Source organism: Limisphaera ngatamarikiensis (assembly GCF_011044775.1).
GTDB classification, from domain to species: domain Bacteria; phylum Verrucomicrobiota; class Verrucomicrobiia; order Limisphaerales; family Limisphaeraceae; genus Limisphaera; species Limisphaera ngatamarikiensis.
Genome location: NZ_JAAKYA010000077.1, coordinates 64,113 through 82,450, shown reverse-complemented (window position 1 = coordinate 82,450; position 18,338 = coordinate 64,113). Strand labels below are relative to the sequence as shown.

Here is an 18,338-nt window from a genome sequence, read left to right as displayed (position 1 = left end):
GGGTGTGGTGCGGCTTGCGAAGAAGGCGCCCCTAGGAGCAGGGCGAGCACCGCAGCACCCGGCAAGCAGTGCCGACATTTTGGAGGGGGCCTGAACCGGCCTGTCCTCCGGGCCGTCGGGTGCAGCGGATGTGAAGGGCGGGGCGGTCCTCCATGGGGAAGCCTCCGGGCCCGGGCGACACGTGGCGAGAAGGACAGCATGGCGTGGGTGACAATTACGACCTGCTGCCGGTTTGTCCATGCCGGATTGTGGACGGTCGGGCGGACAGCAACCCATGGTACATCGTGCAGGGGCGGGGCCATCGGATCGTCTCATGGCACCCTCACTTCGGATGGAATGGCCCGATCAGGCCCGGCACGAGCCGGGAGTTTCATCGGGTTGCCGGCCGAATGCTCTTGCTCCGTTCGGGCCGGGGCTTAATGTTGCTCAGGAAAGAGAATGCCAATGAACTGCAGGTCGCATCGGCGGTGGTTCTGGGTTTTGGGGGCGGCGTGGCTGGTCGGGGCCATGGCCGCCGGCGCCACGACCGTGGGGTGGATTCGCGTAAACGGCCCCATCGGCCCGGCGACGGTCACTTACATCGAACGGGCCATTCAGGAGTCGATGGAAGCGGGCCACGAATGCCTGGTGCTTCAGCTGGACACCCCCGGCGGTTTGCTGGACTCCACCAAGGAGATCGTTCAGGCCTTTTACGCCTCCAAGGTGCCCGTGGTGGTGTACGTGGCTCCTGAAGGGGCCAACGCCGGCAGTGCCGGCTGCTTCATCACCCTGGCGGCGCACGTGGCTGCCATGGCCCCCAACACCAGCATTGGCGCGGCCCATCCCGTGGCACTGAACCCCTTGGGCGGCGGGCAGGGGACCGACGAGGTCATGAAACAAAAGTTGGAGAACTTCGCCACCAGCTACATCGAGGCCATTGCCCAAAAGCGGGGACGGAACGTGGAGTGGGCCCGGGCGTCCGTCCGCGAAAGCGCCTCCATCACCGCCGAAAAGGCGCTGGAGCTGAACGTGATCGAGATCATCGCCAGGGACAGGGAGGACCTCCTCCGACAATTGGACGGCCGTACCGTGGAAGGTCGCACGCTCCGGACCGCCGGGGCCGAGGTGCGGGAAATCCCAATGATCCTGCGGGAACGGCTCTTCCAGCGCTTGTGGCGCCCGGAGGTGATGTTCATCCTGATGTTGATCGCGATCTATGGGATCATCGGAGAGTTGAGCAATCCGGGGGCGATTTTCCCGGGTGTGGTGGGCGCCATTGCCCTCATTTTGGTGTTGTACATGGCATCCATTTTGCCCATCAATCTGGCCGGAGTGGCGTTGATTGTGCTGGCCATCATCCTGTTCATTGCGGACGTGTTTTCGCCGTCGCACGGGGTCCTCACCGCGGGCGGTGTGGTCTCATTTCTGTTGGGAGCGCTGATGCTCTTCCGGGGCGTCGAACCCGGGTTCCGGCTGTCACTCGGCTACATCATCCCCGGGGTTATCGTGACCACGGCCTTCTTCACGTGGGTGGTGGCCAAGGGGCTGCGGGCGCAGTGGTTGCCGGCGCGGGTGGGGAAGGAGAGCATGATCGGGCTTAGGACCACCGCTCTGTCCCCGATCAACCCCCAGGGCGGCAAGGTCTTTGTGGAAGGCGAATACTGGACTGCCGTGAGCGACGTGCCAATCCCGGAAGGCACACGGGTGGAGGTCGTCGCGGTAGAGGGGTTGACGTTGAAGGTCAAACCGGTCTCGTCCGAACCGGCAAGGTAAACGGCAGCCCGGGTGCCGCCGGGCCGGTAAGACCGGGCAGCACAAAACCAACAGGAAAGGAACCCAATTATGGAAAAGCTCATTCAACAGTTGTTCAACCTGGGATCGTGGATCGTCCCCATCATTATTTTGGGCGCGCTGGCCCTGCCCCAGATGTTCCGGGTGCTCCGGGAGTACGAACGGGGCGTCATATTCCGATTGGGGAAATTGATCGGCGCCAAGGGGCCCGGACTGATCATCCTGATCCCGATCATCGATCGCATGGTGAAGATTGACCTCCGGGTGGTGACCCTGGATGTGGCCCGACAGGAGATCATGACCCGGGACAATGTGCCGGTCACGGTGGACGCGGTGCTGTATTTCCGGGTGGTGGATCCCGTGGCAGCGGTGGTCAAGGTGGAGAATTTCTGGAAGGCAACGGCCCTGTTGGGCCAGACGACCCTGCGCAGTGTCCTGGGTCAGGCCGAACTGGACGACCTGCTGGCCCACCGGGAGAAGATCAACCAGCAACTGCAGGAGATCATTGACCGGCAGACCGACCCCTGGGGTGTGAAGGTCACGGCCGTGGAGGTCAAGGACGTGGCCTTGCCGGACGGTATGAAACGCGCCATGGCCAAGCAGGCCGAGGCGGAACGCGAACGGCGCGCCAAGATCGTCAATGCCGAGGGCGAGTTCCAAGCCGCGGAGAAAATGGTGCAGGCCGCCCAGATGATCGCCAAGGAACCAATCGCCCTCCAGCTGCGTTACCTGCAAACCATGCGGGAGATCGCCAGCGAACACAGCACCACGACGTTCATTCCTCTGCCGTTGGAGTTCTTCCAGGCGTTTACCCGGCGCAAGGACGGCGGCGCCTGATCGGGTCGCCGCATCCGGAGCCGCAAACCGTACACGGCGGCCGTCCGCGCCCCCACCGGGCGTTACCCGCCGGCCGGATCCGGTTGCAAATGTTGCAGTCCCGGCCGAGTATTTATACCGGGGTAGCAAAGGGGAAACGACGCCATGCCGCTCTACGAGTACGAGTTGTGCGAAGGGGACTGTGCGGTTTGTGGTGGCCGCTTCACCCTGATGCGGCCGGTGAATGCGCCGGAGTTGACGAAGTGCCCGGCCTGCAAGCGGCCGGTCCGCAAGGTCATCAGCACGTTCAACACGCCGCAGAAGCTCAAGCCCTTGTCCATCACCGACGCCAAGAAAGCCGGTTTCACGGTTTTCAAGCGGATCGGCAAGGGAGAGTACGAGCGGCAGTGAGGCGGCCACTGTCGCGCGTTAGTCACCGGCTCGCCGGCACAGCTCGGCCCACAGGGTCTGGCGCGTCTTCCAGAGACCGACCAGCGTCAGCGCCAGTGGCGTGACCAGAAACAACATCCACAGCGGGGCTTCCACGTGGCGCCACGCGGGCGGCCATCGTTCCATGCCCTCCCACGTGGGCATGGCCCGGGAAAGAATCTGGAGCCCGGCCCAGAGGATTCCCCCGCTCACGAAGAGCGCACGGTTCAGTCGGCAGAAGGCGTTGACCTCGTGCATGACGGCGAGATCCGGACAGGCGTCCACCACCCGGGGGATGATGCGGTTGCATTCGATGAGCAACAGCCAACCGGTCAGGCCGGCCGCCAAGGTCATGAAGCTGAACCACGGGTGATCCGGCACGCGCGCGTGCCAGTGGAGAAACGGGCTCAACCCCCAGAGCATGAGAGCCAGCAGTCGACCGCGTCGCACGGACCGGGCCAGGGCCTGTGGGGCCTCAGCCGCCCGGACCAGTCGCGTCAGAGTCCACCAGAGCCACCCGGTAACCACCACGACGGGCCACGGGCCGTGACCCTGCCATGCGATATGCCGCGCCGTTTGCACACATACCACCACCGCCACGGGTAGAACCCACAAGAGGGCGGAAAGACCCTGAATCAGCCCGGCCAGGCAACGGGTGGGGAGTCTGCATGGCTGGGCAGGTGCATCCATGGGCGCGGTGCATTCCGGTGGTCCAGCACCAAGGGCGGTCCGTCCCAGGGATCAGAACGACAGGTAGGTGTACTCGCGCAATCCCCGCTCGTACTCGTCCAACAGGCGCATGGCCTCGGAGGGTTTCATGCGGTCGGACCGAATGGCTTCGTCCACCTGGGCCTTCATCTGGCGTTTGAGCTCGTTTTCGTCGTATTGCACGGCCGCGAGGGACTGGACGATGGTGGTGCCCTCGATGATTTCCTCGATGTAGTAGCCGGCCGGCTCATCCGGGTCGAGGAACACATGCACCTCGTTGACCCGGCCGAACAGGTTGTGAAGGTCGCCCATGATGTCCTGGTAGGCGCCCATGAGGAAGAAGCCGAGATAATAGGGTTCAACTGCGCCCGGCTGCCCGTTGCCGTTGGCGCGGCGCTGCAGCGGGTGAAGGGGCAGCGTGTCGCGAACATCCTCCAGGTCAATGAACTGGTTGACCTGCCCGTCGGAATCGCAGGTGATGTCCACCAGGGTCGCCTCGCGCGTGGGTGGTTCGTTCAGCCGGCTGATGGGCATGATTGGGAACAGGTGCCCCAGCGCCCAATGATCCAGCAGCGATTGAAAGACGGAGAAATTGCACAGGTACTGGTCACTGAGGCTGTCTTCCAGTTTCCGGATTTCCTCGGGCACGTGCGGCCGGCCCTTGTAATGGGCCACGACGGCCCGGCTGATGTCCCAGTAAAGCGTCTCGATCTTGGCCTTGTCGGGCAGGTCCAAGAGACCCAGGATGAACATGTGATGGGCGTCCTCGCGGCGTTCCTGGGCGTCGTGGTAGGCCTCCAGCTTGTTGAGGTGATCGAGGTTGTGCCTGATGTCGAGCAGTTCGCGCACCAGGGGATGCTCGTTTTCACCGAACTCGAATCGCGCTTCGGGCGGACACTTCTGAATGGCGCCAAACACCTCCACCACCAGCACGCTGTGGTGGGCCACGATGGCCCGGCCGCTTTCGCTGATGATGTCCGGGTGGGGCACGCCCTCGGCGTCACACACGTCGGCGATGTAGTACACGACGTCGTTGGTGTATTCCTGCAGGGTGTAATTGGTGGAGCTGTCGAAGGTGGAACGGCTGCCGTCGTAGTCGACGCCGAGTCCGCCGCCGACGTCCAGGTATTGCAGCGGGAAGCCCATCTTGCGGAGTTTGGCGTAATAGCGGGCTGCCTCCTGCACCGCGCGTTTAATGGTGAGGATGTCGGTGACCTGAGACCCGATGTGAAAATGGATGAGCTTGAGGCAGTGGGCGAGGCCTTCCGAGCGTAGGATTTCGCAAGCGGCCAGGATTTCCGCGGTGCTGAGGCCGAACTTGGCGTTTTCGCCGCCGCTGCCGGCCCAGCGGCCGGAGCCCTTGGCCAGCAATCGGACCCGCAGGCCAATGATGGGTTCCACGCCGGCCTGACGTGACTGGGCGATAATGTGGCGCAGTTCCTCCAGCTTCTCCACCACCAGGATAACCGTCTTACCGAGCTTGGTCCCCAACAGGGCCATGCGGATGAAACCGGCGTCCTTGTAGCCGTTGCACACAATCAGGCTCCCCACGGCCGGCTGAAGTGCCAACCCGGCGTAGAGTTCGGGTTTGCTGCCCACTTCGAGACCGAAACCGTAGGGTCGGCCGGCGTCGAGGATTTCCTCGACTACTTCGCGGAGCTGATTGACCTTGACCGGGAAGACCCCCCGGTAGCGCCCCTGGTAGTTGAATTCCTGGATGGATTGCTGGAACGCCTTGTTGAGCGCTTCCACGCGGTGGCGAAGGATGTCCTGGAACCGGATCAACAGCGGGAATTTCAGCCCGCGCGCGCGGGCTTCCTCGACCACGTCGGTAAGGTCCACCGTGGCGCCGGCCTCCTGCAGAGGCCGCACCACGACGTGTCCCTCGTCGTTGATGTCGAAGTACTTCGCCCCCCAACGATCAATGTGGTACAGCTCCCGGGCACGGGCGATGTCCCAGGACTGCCTTCCATCGGTCGGCTGGCTCATTGGCTCCCCTCGTTCGAAATGGCTGGCACTATAGAAGGCTGTGGGCAGAACGCAATCCAGAGCAGAGTTGTTTTCCATTGCCCTCTCCTCAATGGCTGCCCAGGCGATGCACCGGGCGGTCGGCAAACAGACGGTGGGCCTCGCGCAGGATCCCGGGAATGCGGTCGGCAAACGGGCTTTTGGACAGGCAGGAGGTCAGGTCCACCTCGTCCACCCGGGCCGCGTTTTCTCCCGGAAACCAGTGATCCGCCCGTCCCAGCAAGTTGTAGCGCATCCGCGCCCATGCAATCAGGTCCAGGGGTTTTGCGAAGGTCCACAAGCGCAGAATCTCCAGGATGTTGATCCCGCCGGGGACGTCCGTGTATTCGGGGATTCCTTCAAACCAGCGGGCGCACCAGTCGGCGCCCAACTCGGATTTCATCGCGGCCCGCAACCGTGCCTCGATGGGGGCGATCACCTCGTGGACACGCGAAAGGTGGTCCAGCGCTTGTACGTGTTCGTCGAAGTCCGACGGACGCGCCACGCCGCAGCTCAGGGTGTGCACCTCCGTTCGCGCCAGACAGTAGAGGTCGTTGAACTGCATGGGCGTCAGCGGCGCGCAAAGGGTGCGCATGCGCTCCGAGGCCTCGTACAATTTGCCGCCCTTGTCGTTGGGGCTGATGATGAACACGCCCAGGTCGTGTTCTGCCGCCGCCCGAACCGCGGGCCAGGTCAGCGGATTCACAAAATACCAATGCAGGTTGACGTAATCGAATTCGCCCGTCTCAATGGCCTCAACGATGAGGTCGGTGGGGGCATGGGTGGAAAACCCGACATACCGCACCCGGCCCTCCCGCTGCAATTGTCGTGCGGCGGCCAGGCACCCGTGCGGACGCAAAGTCCAATCGAGCAACTGCCGGTTGTTGATGCCGTGGATCGCCAGGAGATCCACGTACTCCAGGCGCAGATTGCGCAGCGAGGTGTCAAAGTCGCGGAGGAAATCCTGGGGGGACGCTTTCGGAGCCACCTTGGTCTGGACCAGGATGCGGTCCCGTGGCAGCCGGGGCAGCACGCGGCCCAGTTGGACCTCGGAGGTGCCGTAGCCCCGGGCGGTCTCGAAGTGGTTGATCCCCAGTTCGAAAGCCCGCCATACACAGGCCTCCAGGTTTTCCTGGTTGGCGGGCGTGATCCCGGGCGCATCGGCGTCCTTCCACGAATGCTGGAACCGCATGCCCCCGCAGGAGAGCACGGGCATGGACAAGCCGGTCCGACCGAAACGGCGATAAATCATCCGGGCAAAGGGTGGTTTCAAACCGCCAGCGTGGCCACACGCCGGCCCGCCGTCAGGTAGTTCAGGTACGTGATCAATTTGGTGCGAAGCTGTGGGCGCGGCACAACCGCGTCAATCAACCCATGCTCCAACAAAAACTCCGCCGTTTGAAACCCCGGGGGCAGTTCACTCTGGGTGGTGTCCTTGATCACACGCGGACCGGCAAAGCCGATCATGGCCCCCGGCTCGGCCAGAATCAAATCCCCCACCGTGGCGAAGCTGGCCATCACACCGGCGGTGGTGGGGTGGGTGAGCACGCTGATGAAGGGCAACCGCGCCCGTGCATGATAAGCCAGTGCACCACACGTTTTGGCCATCTGCATCAGGCTGAACAGGCCCTCGTACATCCGCGCCCCGCCGCTGCTGGAAATCAGAATCACCGGCAGTTCGCGGTCCGTGCAAACCTCCACCAGCCGTGTGACCTTTTCGCCGACAACGGAACCCATCGAACCGCCCAGGAAACCGAAATCCATCACCCCCAGACCCACCAGGTGCGGTCCGATCCGGCCCAATCCGGTCACAATGGCGTCCTTCAGGCCCGTGGCGCGCTGGTATTCCTCCAGCTTGGCCGTGTAGCTGGCCGTGCCGGTGAACCCCAGCACGTCCACGCTCACCAGATCCGCATCCATCTCCTCAAAAGAGCACGTTTCCACCAGCGAATGGATGCGTTCGCGGGCGCTCATGGGGAAATGATGCCCGCATTTGGGGCAGACCTTCAGGTTCTCGTCCAGTTCCTTGTCGAAGACCATGACCGCGCATTTCGGGCACTTGGTCCAGAGCCCTTCGGGAATGTCGCGCTTGCGCGCATGCCCGGCCAGCTTCGGCTTGCGCACAAAAGTGGTGCCCGGCTCCGAGGACGGCGCCGGGCCGGACCTGGATCCGTCGGTTTCCGTCGAGCCCGATTTGCGCGTGAACGCGGTGTCTGCCATGGACTTGTTGCGCTTTGGTTTTGTCACGATGCTGGAATCCTCGCGTTCGGCCGCATTCTAACCGATCACAGACCGCGTGCAACTGTCCAGACACAGATGTCGGCTGCTCCGGCCTTCCGCAACGCCTCCGCACAAGCCCCGGTCGTGGCCCCGGTGGTGAATACGTCATCCACCAGCACCACCCTTCGACCCCGGACCTCCGATGCGGTCCGGACCTGGAACGCGTTGCGCACGTTGCGGATCCGTTCCTCCCGGCTCAGCAAGGTCTGGGTTTGCGTCGCGCGCACGCGCCGCACCCAGTCGGTTTCCAGCGGCAGACCGGTCGCCCGGGCCAGATGCCGGCCCAGCCGGACCGCCTGGTTGAATTCGCGCTCGCGTTCGCGCACCGGATGCAGCGGCACCGGCACAATTGCATCCCAGCCGCCTTCCCGTACGGAGGCCGCGGCCGCATGAACCAGCCAACCCGCCAAAAACGGTTCGAACCAGAGCGCCCCCTGATACTTGTAGCGGTGGATCACCTCCAATACCACGCCCTCGGCCACGACCGCCGCACGAGCGAACAGGAATGGCAGGTCCAATCCCCGACAATTGCTGCATTCGAAACGGACGGTCGCCTCGCCGACAATCGGCAGCCCGCACCGATCGCACCACGGCGGTCGCACGATTCGCACATGCCGCCGGCACCTCCGACCCACCCAGCCCCATCGTGGCAGGGCCGGCTCGCGAAGGCAGATCTGACAAACGCGGGGAAAAAACAAGCCGAGCCACGCCTCCCACCATCGAACCCATCGTGGGGTCCGACCCCTCGCGAACCCATCTGCCCCGTCAGGGTCCTGCAGCCCGGCTGGTGCCTGTTTCATGTGCCGAAAGCCCTGTGGTGGCACCGGATTGTTCCACGTACGTGCCCCTGCAGCAAGGTGATGCGCACGGGACAACAGCCGGGGCGGCGCGGTGCAGGGCAAGGCCCAACCGGCGCCGGCCGATCCGCGCGGTTGCGAGCCCATCGCAGGAACGAAATCCGCCGTATCGCGGGCCCAAACCCATAACCCCGGGTCGTGCCATTGACACGGCAGGGGCGTTTGTTAGCGTCCCGGTGTGCGAAGCCCGGAGGGAAGAGGCGCCCGGCAGACGGTCTGGTACCGGCACCTGTGGCGGGCGTGGCAAGGCGAAGTCGGGGAGGCCGACGCCCGGGAGTCTCTCGGTTGGCGGGCGCTGCGGTTTTGCGGCGCCGTGCTGCGTGACTTCAACCGCAACCGGGGATTTGTCCGGGCGGCCGCGCTGTCCTACGCCACATTGCTTTCGCTGGTTCCCTTGTTGGCACTGGTCCTCGGGGTGACCAGCACCGTGCTGAAAGGCCGAACCGAAGCCCAGATCGAGGCCTTTGTGGACCGGCTGGTCCAGGTGGTCGTTCCTCCTGCCGCGCCCACCAACCTGCCGCCGGCCCTGCAGGCCGAGTTCTGGATTCACGAGATGCACGCACAGTGGTGGGCACCGGGACTGACCCTTGCGCTGCCCACCAGGCCGCCCGGCTCGGACTCGGATCCCGGGAACACCAACGGGCCGGTGCCGACCGGCACCGGACCCGCCGCCGCAGCCGAAAAGCCAACGGTTCAAGCGTCAGTTGTCCCACAGCAGGATCTGCGGCGGGTGGTGGCCGCGCGACTGCGCGAATTCATCCAGCACACGCGCAGTGCCGAGCTGGGCGTCAGCGGCAGCATCGGCCTGCTGCTCATGGCCATTCTTCTTCTGGCACGGGTGGAAAACACCATGAACGATATCTGGGGCGTGCCCGAGGGGCGCCCGTGGTTCATGCGGGTGGTGCTGTACTGGGCCTGCCTGACGCTGGCGCCGCTGCTGATCGTGGGGGCGGTGGCCCTGGCATCCGGTCCGTATTGGGAAACCCCCAGGGAATGGCTGTTGCGGACGCCGGTGGTGGGCGAGCTTGTTTTCCGCGCGCTTCCATTGCTGATGCTCTGGGTTTTATTCATGGGGCTGTATCGTCTGGTACCCAACACTCATGTGGAGTGGTCCGCCGCCCTGGTCGGTGGCGCTTTTGCCGCCTCGCTCTGGCACCTGAACAACCTGCTGAATGTGCTCTACGTCTCACGGGTGGTGACCAACTTCAAAATCTACGGCAGCCTCGGCCTGGTGCCCGTGTTCATGGTCGGGCTGTATGTGGCGTGGGTGATCGTGCTGTTGGGCGCCCAGGTCGCCTACACATGGCAGCACCGCGCACACGTGTTGCAGGGCAGCCTGGTGGGAGCGCTGGATCAACGCGGCCGCGAGTTGTTGGCGCTGCGGGTGATGGCCCTGGTTGGCCGCGCCTTCCAACAAGCCGAGCCTCCACCATCGGTGGATGACCTTGCCCGCGCCTCCGGAGCCGTCCCGCGAATCTGCAGCGAGGTCCTGGACCAGCTCAAACGCGCCGGATTGATCCTGGAGCTGGCGGGTACAGAACCCGCGTACGTCCCCGCGCGCCCCCTCGAGACCATCACACTCCACGATGTGTTGCGCGCGCTTCGGTCCGGCAACGGGTCGGAGTGGACATCGATCCGGCCCGATCCGACCCACGAGGTGTGGAGCGAGTACGAACGCGTTCTGGCCGCCGAAGAACAGGTGGCCTCCGCCGTGACCCTGCGGGAGCTGGTCGCACGCATGGGTTCCCGGCCGGTACTGATGCCCGGTGCCACCCGCCAGCTGGAGGATGGCGCAGCCATGCACCCGCCGAATCAGACCGGTTTCCCCGCTGCAGAACACGCGGCCTCCGTCTCTGTGGATCCTGCCGATGCCGGGCCCGAGCCCACGCACGACGCCCGCGAGGTTCAACCTGCGGCCTCCGAAAAACCAAACCCGCGCCCTGCCGCTCCTTCCGAGCCGGACTTCCCCCTTTAGCCGGCCAGAAGCCCGCTTGTAGAAGCTCTGGTTCGTGTTGGGTCCATCGCCCGCTCCCGGGGAGGTGAGCTCCTCCGGTGCTTTGTCCACGAAATGGGAAGTTACCCCAATCAGTCCGCACCTCATTCGGTTCGTCCCCGCGCCGTTTGCACACAAACCCGTTCCGTGCCAGCGTTGGTACGTGCAATGCGCGTGGCCAGCTGACGCACCACCCGACAGGGAGCAATCGCCATGTCCGCGGAGTTCTCCCCCGTGCGCAGGGATGCCCAATCCCTCGCGCGGCCGGCCCCGGCCAGGTCCGGGGGAGTGGGGCGCCGTTGCGTCCAGTGCGGGATCCCGTGGATGGATCATTTATGACGGACAATGCCCGAGCTGCCGTGGTTGGGCCGCCCGTTGGGGGCCGATTTGGACCCGGCGCGGCTTCGTCCTGGCTGCATTCCACGAGGCTTGGGTACGCCACGTCCCGCAACTGGAAGTTTGCGGAGAACCCGACGAAATGAAACTCCTCCTGCCCGATGGCCGCTGCCTCGGCGGTGTGGATGCCCTGGGCTATCTCTGCCGACGCGTCTGGTGGTTATGGCCGGTCGGTCTCTTGTTGGGCATTCCCGGGCTCCGAGCTCTGAGCGGCGTCGTCTACCGGATGTGGGCCCGACACCGGTTCCGGGATACAGTCGCGTGCGAACTGCATCCGCCCGAACGCCCGGGGGCAGTGGAGCCGATCAGGCCGCAGGGGCCATCCGAGGGAAAAACCGTTCCGCCACCTGACAGGTCTCCCGGGCTAGCTGCTCCAGGGTGATCCCTTTGACCGCGGCGATTGTTTTGGCCGTTTCCACCACGTGAGCCGGTTCGCAGCGCCGGCCCCGGTACGGTTCCGGCGCCAAATAGGGTGAATCCGTTTCAAGCATGAAGACCGTCACGGGCGTGGCGGCCACGGTTTCCCGAATCGCCTGGCCGTTGCGGAACGTGACCAGCCCGGTGAAACTCACGAGGGCGCCGGTTGCCAGGACCTTCTGCAGGTGAGCCGGACTCTCGGCAAAGCAATGGAACACGGCCCGCACATGGGGGGCATATTCGCTGTACACGGCCAGCGTGCGTTCAAACACGGCACGCTGATGGATGACACATGCCAGCCCCGTCTCGGCCGCCACCTCCAGATGTTGCCGGAACAGTCGCTCCTGCACCTGCAAAACCGGCTCGCGCCGGGCCGGGTCGACGGGCAACCGAAAGGCGTCCATCCCGGTCTCGCCCAGGCCCACCACCTTGGGATGCCGGGCCCAATCGCGCAGTTGCGGCCTCAAATCGGCAGGTGCGCGCAGCGCTTCGTTGGGATGCCACCCCACCGTGGCATACAGCTCGGCATGCTTCTCGGCCAATTCGATGCAACGGCGGCTGTCGTCGAAATCCGTGGCAATCACCACAATCCGGCTGACGCCCGCAGAGCGGGCGCGATTCAGCACGGCTTCAAGGTCGGAGGCAAACGCCCCGTCTGCCAAATGTGCGTGTGTGTCGTAAAACGTCGCCATGTTCGGTGCTCGTTCCGCCCGTCAACATGGGGCGGGGCAGGCGGCAAGGCAATGACCGGCTTCGGGTCTGACGAGAGACCGTGGCGGCCGCGCGCCCCATGCCGCCGTTTGGCAATTCCGAATTCAGCCCGTGGGCGCTGCCGGCGGTTTGAATGCCAGCCGGACGCGGTACGTCGTGCGTTGAGATGAAACCGACCAGCCTTTTCACGTGGATCCTGCTGGGTCTCTGCCTGGCCGTGCCCTACGCCGGGGCAGACGTGTTTGACCAGAACAAGCGCCTCGGCCGGGGCGTGAACATCCTGGGTTACGACCCCATCTGGCGGGACCGCGCCCGCGCCCGCTTCCAGGAACGTCACTTCCAGTTGATCCGCGACGCCGGATTTCACTCCGTGCGGATCAACCTGCATCCGTTTCGGCACATGGACCGCGACCGTGACTGGGCCCTGCGCCCGGAATGGTGGGCCACCTTGCACTGGGCCGTCAGCAACGCCACCGCCCGGGGCCTGACCGTGATCCTCGACCTTCACGAATTCAACGCCATCGGAGACGATCCCGATGGACACAAGGACCGGTTTTTGTCCTTCTGGCGCCAGATCAGCGCGCAATCGTGGCCGGACACCGTTTATTTCGAGCTGCTGAACGAGCCGTGCAAAAAGCTGACACCTGCAATGTGGAACCAGTGGTTGCGCGAAGGGCTGGCCATCGTCCGGAACCGGCATCCACAGCGCCCGGTCATCATCGGACCGGCGTTTTGGAACTCCGTGGACCATTTGGAGGAACTCGACCTTCCCCCGGAAGACCGCGCCCTCATCCTGACCGTCCATTATTACAAGCCCATGGCGTTCACCCATCAGGGGGCCGCCTGGACAGGTCAACAGGACAAGGTCGGCATCGACTGGCGCGGCACGGAGGAGGAGGTGAACGCCATCCGACAGGACTTCGACAAGGTCGCCGACTGGGCGCGACGCCGCAACCTTCCTGTGTTCCTGGGCGAATTTGGCGCGTACGACCGCGCCCCGATGGACGCACGGGTTCGATACATTCGCACCGTGGCACGAGAGGCGGAAGCCCGGGGATGGAGTTGGGCGTATTGGCAGTTCGACGGAGACTTCATCGTATGGGACATGCAGCGCGATGCGTGGGTTCAACCGATCCTGGACGCCCTGATCCCGCCCGCGCGCTGAATCCACCTGCCGGAGAACTCATCACAGATCGCCCCCGGCTTTTTGAGAGGCCGGCCGGTACGCCGATCCGGGCATCGGGGCGTGCCGACGCAGCTGTTTGACCGCTGCCTGCAGGTCTTTGGGCCAGGGCGCCACAATCTCCACGGTTTGGCCGGTCACCGGATGCAACACCACGAGCCGCTCCGCATGCAACGCCAGCCGCTCCAGAAGCGGCCGCTCGGTTTCGCCCTTCCTCAATCGGTACCCCACCTTGATCCGGGAGAGCCACAAGGGGGAACCGCCATACAGTTTGTCCCCAACCACCGGACACCCGCGATGCGCCAAATGCACCCGGATCTGATGGGTCCTGCCCGTCAAGGGCCGGCACTGCAGCAACGTGTAGCCGAGAAACCGCTCCAACACGGAAAACTCCGTGACGGATTCCTTGCCCCGTTTCCGGACCACACACATGCGTTCGGGTCGGGCAGGATCGGGCGCCAACCGCGCCGAGACGCGGAACTCTTCGTCCGAAACCGCCCCTTCCACCAGGGCCACGTACTGTTTCTCCGTTTGACCGGACTCAAACTGGCGGGTCAGATGCGTCAGCGACGCCTTGTCCTTCGTCAGCAGCAAAACCCCGCTCGTCTCAAAATCCAGCCGATGCACATTGGCCAGGTATTCCAAACCACGAGCCGCCGCCCACGGCTTCCTCTGGGCAATCCCCTCGTGCAACAGCCGCATCAGATTCGGTCGGTTGGGATCGTACCGATCGGGCGACGTCAACAGCCCCGCCGGCTTGTCAATGGCCAGCAAGTGGTCGTCCTCGTAAAGCACCTGAACCTCCCAATAACCGGACCCGGGAGCTGAAAGTTTTATGGTTGTGCTCATCGCCCGCGAAGTTCGTCGCAACCGATCGTCCCGGTGTCAAGCCGGGCCGGACCACGCTTGATCGTTCCAACTCCGTTTCCGGCTGCTCTCCGGGCTGTGGGCGGGATCTCATGGGCCGTTCCGAAGAATGCGTTGCCCCGTGGCCTGCAAACGAACGGCTCTCCGAAGATGATCCACAACCCGTTGGCAATCAGCATGATACAACCGCAGCGGCTCCGTCATCGCCGGTTTTTGAGACCGGGAGCGCACCAGCCGACGCGCCTGGGGTTGACCTGATTTCTTCAAAAAAAGGAACAAAAGGACACCTTGCGGCCGGAACCCGGCCCAGTAGAATAATCGCGTCGAAGGATTCGAGGTCGGTTGGCCCAGGCAGCTCAAGACCGCCCGGAGCTGCGCGTGGGCTCCGAGCCCCGATCCGGTGCGCAGCTTGGAATTGCCACAGCGCACAGAGCGGATTTGCCAAGGAGGTTAATGGTTGAGGACTAACTGGTTCGGCGGGGGCGTCCACCCCTTCGGGCGCCCCCGCTCAACTTAACGGAACGGTTCACCCGGGCGGGCAGCCGGCCGGCAGCTGGGACGGGAGTGAACCGCACGCCAGACATTGACATGCCGGCAGGTGGGGCTTGCGGCCGAAGAGGACAGATTATGAGCGGCGGATTCCAAATCACCTGGTTGGACTTGACAATTTTCGTTCTCTTCGTCGTGGCCGTGGTCGGGGTGGGTCTCTGGAAAAGCCGCGATGAAAAGGGGAGTGAAGATTACTTCCTGGCCGGACGCGGCCTCCGGTGGTGGTTGATTGGATTTTCCCTGATCGCAGCGAACATTTCGACGGAGCAGTTCGTCGGAATGAGCGGCAACGCGGCCAGCCACGTGGGCCTGGCCATTGCCAGTTATGAGTGGATGGCCGCGATCACGCTGGTGGTGGTGGCGTTTGGGTTCCTCCCGTATTTCCTGCGCGCCGGCATCTACACCATGCCGGAGTTCCTGGAGTACCGTTACAACGCCGCCGCTCGCACCATCATGGCGGTGGCCACCATCTTCATCTACCTGCTTCTCCTGGGTTCGGTGACCTACTCGGGGGCATTGACCATCCAGACGTTGGCCGCCCAAGCCGGTTATCACCTGACCCTGGCGACGGGGGCCCTGATCATCGGGCTGATCGCCATGCTTTATGTGACGGCAGGTGGGCTGAAAGCCTGTGCCTGGGCCGACCTGATCCAGGGTAGCGCCCTGATCATCGGGGGCGCGGTAATCATGGTCTTTGCCTTTCAGAAGCTCGGGATGGTCACGGAGGCTGCCACAGTGGTCAGTCCGGAAACGGGTGCGGTGGCCATGGTGACTCTGAGCCCCGAAGCGGGACCGGTGGAAAGGTTCTGGGAACTCAACCGTCCGCGCATGAACATGTTTCTTCCCGCCACGGACAATGTCCTTCCGTGGACGGCGCTGCTCCTGGGGCTCTGGATTCCGAACTTCTATTACTGGGGGCTCAACCAGTACATCACCCAGAGGACATTGGGGTCGGCCTCGCTGGCCCAGGGACAGAAGGGCATCGTGTTCGCCGCCTTCATGAAGTTGTTGATTCCCTTCGTGATTGTCATCCCGGGGATCATTGCCTTCAACCTGTACAGCACGGAGATGCGACTTGCTGCGGTGGCCGACACGGCCAGGTCCATGGCCCTTTACTACAAGGCCAACCCGCAAACGCGGTTTGTGCAGGTGGCGGAGGCACCGGCGCCCGAGCAGCTCGCCTCCTGGCCGGCCGGCCGCTATCTGCTGGCCATTTATCCGGATGAAGCCGACATCCGCCAGCTCCGGGTTCAAAACCCGTGGGTGTTGCCGTTGGCGAAGGAGCGTTTTGAGGCCGTTCGACCGGCCCGGTACCAAATCTTCACCACGGAGGATCACTCGTGGCGGGCGGTTCATCCGGAGCTGGCCCGGGAGCTGGACGAATACAACGCCCGGGTGGTGCAGGAAGCCCGGCAGGCGGGCCAGCCAGTGGCCGTGGACAAGCTGATCGCGTTCAAGTACGACACCGCACTGGCGCAATTGCTCGGTCACGTCCTGCCCCAAGGGGTGGGCCTGGTGGGATTCGTCATGGCCGCGTTGCTGGGAGCGGTGGTCAGTTCGCTGGCGGCCATGCTCAATGCGGCTTCGACGATCTTCGCCATGGACGTTTTCAAGAAGTTCCTGGCCCCGCAGGCTCCGCAGGAAAGGGTTGTGTGGGTGGGTCGCGTGTCGGTGGTGGTCTTTACCGCCGTGGCGGTGCTGGTGGCCCCGCAGTTGGGCAATCCCAGGATCAGCAACAGCATTTTTACCATCATCCAGGAAAGCCAGGGATTCATCTCGCCCGGCATCCTGGCGGTGTTTGTGTTTGGTCTGATCGTGCGGCGCGGGCCGGCCATCTGCGGCGCGACGGGCCTGGTCACGAACATCGTGGCTTATGGAGCCTTGAAATGGCTGGTGCCCGACCTGCAGTTTCTCAATCGGATGGCGGTTTGCTTCGGCCTGTGTCTCTTGGTGATGGGGTTGATCACAGCCGCACGGCCCCTCCCGCAGCCGGTGGAGTTCAAACAACAGTCGGCCATTGCACTGGAGACTTCACGGGGCGCCAAGGTCGCGGGGCTGGTCGTGGTTTTGATCACCCTCACATTGTACGCGGTGTTCAGTCCATGGGGCGTGGCCCGCTGATGGCCGGATCGGGGGGCGACCGTTCCGGTTCCTGCACCCAATGCCAGGGAGGATGGATGAAGAATCGGGGAATGAGCGCTGCCGCGGTCGGTTCCGGCCGGGCGGGAACAACGCACGCTGAAAGGAAGGTGGAAACAGAGACGTTTGGCCGATTGCCGGATGGCCGCGTGGCCAGGTTGTTCACGTTGCGCAACCGGCGCGGTATGGTCGTCAAGGTCACCAACTACGGCACCATCGTGACCGAGTTGCACGTGCCCGACTCGCGAGGTCGGCTGGCCGACGTGGTTTTGGGGTTTGACCGGTTGGAGTCGTATCTGGCCGGCCATCCCTATTTCGGATGCACGGTGGGGCGCGTGGCCAACCGGATTGCCGGAGCCCGGTTTGTCCTGGACGGTCAGGTCTTCGAATTGCCGGCCAATGAGGGCCGCAATTGCCTGCATGGGGGGCCCATAGGATTTGACAAGGCACTCTGGCGGGCGCGGGTTGTCGGCCCGGCGTCGGTTCGCTTCCGCCACATCAGCCCGGATGGGGATCAGGGGTTTCCCGGAAGATTGGACGTGATCCTGACGCTCACCCTGACCGAGGACAACGCATTGCGGTTTGAGTACCGCGCCCGGACCGACCGGCCCACCCCTGTCAACCTGACGCACCACGGCTATTTCAATCTGGCAGGGCAGGGCACGGTGCTGCAGCACCGGCTGATGATCGCCGCGGATTTTTACACGCCCAAGCGGCCTGACCACGTGCCCACCGGCGAGATTCGGTCCGTGGCGGGCACCCCACTGGATTTCCGCGAACCGACCTGCATCGGGGCACGATTGGACCAGCTGGGTGAACAGCCCCCCGGGTATGACCATAACTTCGTCCTGCGGGGTGATCCCGAGGGTTGGAATCATACGGAGGTTTGGGGCGGCAGACCCGACTGCCCGGCCTTCTGCGCGAGGGTGGAAGAACCGCACAGTGGACGTGTGATGGAAGTGTGGACCACGGAGCCGGGCGTGCAATTGTACACCGGCAACTGGCTGGACGGCTCACTCGTGGGGAAGGGCGGCTGGCGATACGAACGCCACGCCGGACTGTGTCTGGAAACCCAGCACTTTCCGAATGCAGTGAACCTCCCACACTTCCCCGGCGTCATCCTCCGGCCGGGTCGGATCTACCGTCAAACCACAATTTATCGGTTTGGCACGGTGGACGAGGGCTCTTGATCAGGGTCGCCGACAGGGGCAACGGC

Annotated in this window: 16 protein-coding genes; 9 read left to right on the top strand and 7 right to left on the bottom strand. The window is 64.1% G+C overall.

Going from position 1 to position 18,338, the window contains the following annotated elements; all coding sequences use genetic code 11:
* Positions 1–444: 444 nt before the first annotated feature.
* The 3 genes from G4L39_RS11365 (at position 445) to G4L39_RS11355 (ending at position 2,997) form a co-directional block, all read left to right on the top strand.
* Positions 445–1,752, top strand: a complete 1,308-nt coding sequence (locus G4L39_RS11365) for an NfeD family protein (protein WP_240893957.1) — start codon at positions 445–447, stop codon at positions 1,750–1,752.
* A 69-nt stretch (positions 1,753–1,821) separates the two neighbouring features.
* A complete protein-coding gene (locus G4L39_RS11360) occupies positions 1,822–2,607 on the top strand; it encodes a slipin family protein (protein ID WP_165108296.1) in 786 nt (261 codons plus the stop codon).
* A 144-nt stretch (positions 2,608–2,751) separates the two neighbouring features.
* The gene (locus G4L39_RS11355) at positions 2,752–2,997 is read left to right on the top strand and encodes an FmdB family zinc ribbon protein (protein ID WP_165108295.1); all 246 of its coding nucleotides are present in this window, start codon (positions 2,752–2,754) and stop codon (positions 2,995–2,997) included.
* An 18-nt stretch (positions 2,998–3,015) separates the two neighbouring features.
* On the opposite strand, the gene G4L39_RS11350 is transcribed toward G4L39_RS11355, so the two are convergent.
* The 4 genes from G4L39_RS11350 to accD all read right to left on the bottom strand — a co-directional run bounded on the left by G4L39_RS11350 (position 3,016) and on the right by accD (position 7,854).
* Positions 3,016–3,705 (bottom strand): hypothetical protein, encoded by a 690-nt coding sequence (locus G4L39_RS11350; protein WP_165108294.1) that lies wholly within the window; start codon positions 3,703–3,705, stop codon positions 3,016–3,018.
* Between the two features lie 51 nt (positions 3,706–3,756).
* Positions 3,757–5,712 (bottom strand): biosynthetic arginine decarboxylase, encoded by a 1,956-nt coding sequence (speA, locus tag G4L39_RS11345; protein ID WP_165108293.1) that lies wholly within the window; start codon positions 5,710–5,712, stop codon positions 3,757–3,759.
* A gap of 88 nt (positions 5,713–5,800) precedes the next feature.
* Positions 5,801–6,982, bottom strand: coding sequence for an aldo/keto reductase (locus G4L39_RS11340; RefSeq protein ID WP_165108292.1), 1,182 nt, complete (start codon positions 6,980–6,982; stop codon positions 5,801–5,803).
* Positions 6,983–6,999: 17 nt separating this feature from the next.
* Complete coding sequence (gene accD / locus G4L39_RS11335; RefSeq protein ID WP_343203335.1) at positions 7,000–7,854, bottom strand: acetyl-CoA carboxylase, carboxyltransferase subunit beta; 855 nt, start codon at positions 7,852–7,854, stop codon at positions 7,000–7,002.
* Here accD and G4L39_RS15185 point away from each other — a divergent pair.
* Positions 7,769–8,011 (top strand): hypothetical protein, encoded by a 243-nt coding sequence (locus tag G4L39_RS15185; protein ID WP_240893971.1) that lies wholly within the window; start codon positions 7,769–7,771, stop codon positions 8,009–8,011. The two genes, accD and G4L39_RS15185, sit on opposite strands and share 86 nt — an antisense overlap.
* Before the next feature lie 4 nt (positions 8,012–8,015).
* Here the strand turns inward: G4L39_RS15185 and G4L39_RS11330 are convergent, their stop codons facing one another.
* The gene (locus tag G4L39_RS11330) at positions 8,016–8,810 is read right to left on the bottom strand and encodes a ComF family protein (RefSeq protein ID WP_165108290.1); all 795 of its coding nucleotides are present in this window, start codon (positions 8,808–8,810) and stop codon (positions 8,016–8,018) included.
* A 235-nt stretch (positions 8,811–9,045) separates the two neighbouring features.
* Here G4L39_RS11330 and G4L39_RS11325 point away from each other — a divergent pair, with 235 nt between their 5' ends.
* The gene (locus tag G4L39_RS11325) at positions 9,046–10,842 is read left to right on the top strand and encodes a YhjD/YihY/BrkB family envelope integrity protein (RefSeq protein WP_165108289.1); all 1,797 of its coding nucleotides are present in this window, start codon (positions 9,046–9,048) and stop codon (positions 10,840–10,842) included.
* Positions 10,843–11,104: 262 nt separating this feature from the next.
* Positions 11,105–11,638 (top strand): thiol-disulfide oxidoreductase DCC family protein, encoded by a 534-nt coding sequence (locus G4L39_RS15935; RefSeq protein ID WP_165108288.1) that lies wholly within the window; start codon positions 11,105–11,107, stop codon positions 11,636–11,638.
* On the opposite strand, the gene G4L39_RS11315 is transcribed toward G4L39_RS15935, so the two are convergent.
* The gene (locus G4L39_RS11315) at positions 11,562–12,365 is read right to left on the bottom strand and encodes a TatD family hydrolase (RefSeq protein WP_165108287.1); all 804 of its coding nucleotides are present in this window, start codon (positions 12,363–12,365) and stop codon (positions 11,562–11,564) included. The genes G4L39_RS15935 and G4L39_RS11315 overlap by 77 nt on opposite strands.
* A 185-nt stretch (positions 12,366–12,550) precedes the next feature.
* On the opposite strand from G4L39_RS11315, the gene G4L39_RS11310 reads away from it, so the two are divergent.
* A complete protein-coding gene (locus G4L39_RS11310) occupies positions 12,551–13,549 on the top strand; it encodes a glycoside hydrolase family 5 protein (protein ID WP_165108286.1) in 999 nt (332 codons plus the stop codon).
* A gap of 21 nt (positions 13,550–13,570) precedes the next feature.
* Here the strand turns inward: G4L39_RS11310 and G4L39_RS11305 are convergent, their stop codons facing one another.
* Positions 13,571–14,416 (bottom strand): RluA family pseudouridine synthase, encoded by an 846-nt coding sequence (locus G4L39_RS11305; protein WP_165108285.1) that lies wholly within the window; start codon positions 14,414–14,416, stop codon positions 13,571–13,573.
* Positions 14,417–15,061: 645 nt separating this feature from the next.
* Here G4L39_RS11305 and G4L39_RS11300 point away from each other — a divergent pair.
* Together G4L39_RS11300 and G4L39_RS11295 are read left to right on the top strand one after the other, a co-directional pair.
* Positions 15,062–17,104, top strand: coding sequence for a sodium:solute symporter family transporter (locus G4L39_RS11300; RefSeq protein WP_165108284.1), 2,043 nt, complete (start codon positions 15,062–15,064; stop codon positions 17,102–17,104).
* A 56-nt stretch (positions 17,105–17,160) separates the two neighbouring features.
* Entirely contained in the window at positions 17,161–18,312 is a 1,152-nt protein-coding gene (locus G4L39_RS11295) for a galactose-1-epimerase (RefSeq protein WP_165108283.1), read from the top strand.
* The last annotated feature ends 26 nt before the right edge of the window (positions 18,313–18,338 follow it).

What these genes read in the sequence shown, in the direction of transcription:
- G4L39_RS11365 (WP_240893957.1), top strand. Translation starts at nt 445, where the DNA reads ATGAACTGCAGGTCGCATCGGCGGTGGTTCTGGGTTTTGGGGGCGGCG.
- G4L39_RS11360 (WP_165108296.1), top strand. Translation starts at nt 1,822, where the DNA reads ATGGAAAAGCTCATTCAACAGTTGTTCAACCTGGGATCGTGGATCGTC.
- G4L39_RS11355 (WP_165108295.1), top strand. Translation starts at nt 2,752, where the DNA reads ATGCCGCTCTACGAGTACGAGTTGTGCGAAGGGGACTGTGCGGTTTGT.
- G4L39_RS11350 (WP_165108294.1), bottom strand. Translation starts at nt 3,705, where the DNA reads ATGGATGCACCTGCCCAGCCATGCAGACTCCCCACCCGTTGCCTGGCC.
- speA (WP_165108293.1), bottom strand. Translation starts at nt 5,712, where the DNA reads ATGAGCCAGCCGACCGATGGAAGGCAGTCCTGGGACATCGCCCGTGCC.
- G4L39_RS11340 (WP_165108292.1), bottom strand. Translation starts at nt 6,982, where the DNA reads ATGATTTATCGCCGTTTCGGTCGGACCGGCTTGTCCATGCCCGTGCTC.
- G4L39_RS15185 (WP_240893971.1), top strand. Translation starts at nt 7,769, where the DNA reads ATGACCGCGCATTTCGGGCACTTGGTCCAGAGCCCTTCGGGAATGTCG.
- G4L39_RS11330 (WP_165108290.1), bottom strand. Translation starts at nt 8,810, where the DNA reads ATGAAACAGGCACCAGCCGGGCTGCAGGACCCTGACGGGGCAGATGGG.
- G4L39_RS15935 (WP_165108288.1), top strand. Translation starts at nt 11,105, where the DNA reads ATGCCCAATCCCTCGCGCGGCCGGCCCCGGCCAGGTCCGGGGGAGTGG.
- G4L39_RS11315 (WP_165108287.1), bottom strand. Translation starts at nt 12,365, where the DNA reads ATGGCGACGTTTTACGACACACACGCACATTTGGCAGACGGGGCGTTT.
- G4L39_RS11310 (WP_165108286.1), top strand. Translation starts at nt 12,551, where the DNA reads ATGAAACCGACCAGCCTTTTCACGTGGATCCTGCTGGGTCTCTGCCTG.
- G4L39_RS11305 (WP_165108285.1), bottom strand. Translation starts at nt 14,416, where the DNA reads ATGAGCACAACCATAAAACTTTCAGCTCCCGGGTCCGGTTATTGGGAG.
- G4L39_RS11300 (WP_165108284.1), top strand. Translation starts at nt 15,062, where the DNA reads ATGAGCGGCGGATTCCAAATCACCTGGTTGGACTTGACAATTTTCGTT.
- G4L39_RS11295 (WP_165108283.1), top strand. Translation starts at nt 17,161, where the DNA reads ATGAAGAATCGGGGAATGAGCGCTGCCGCGGTCGGTTCCGGCCGGGCG.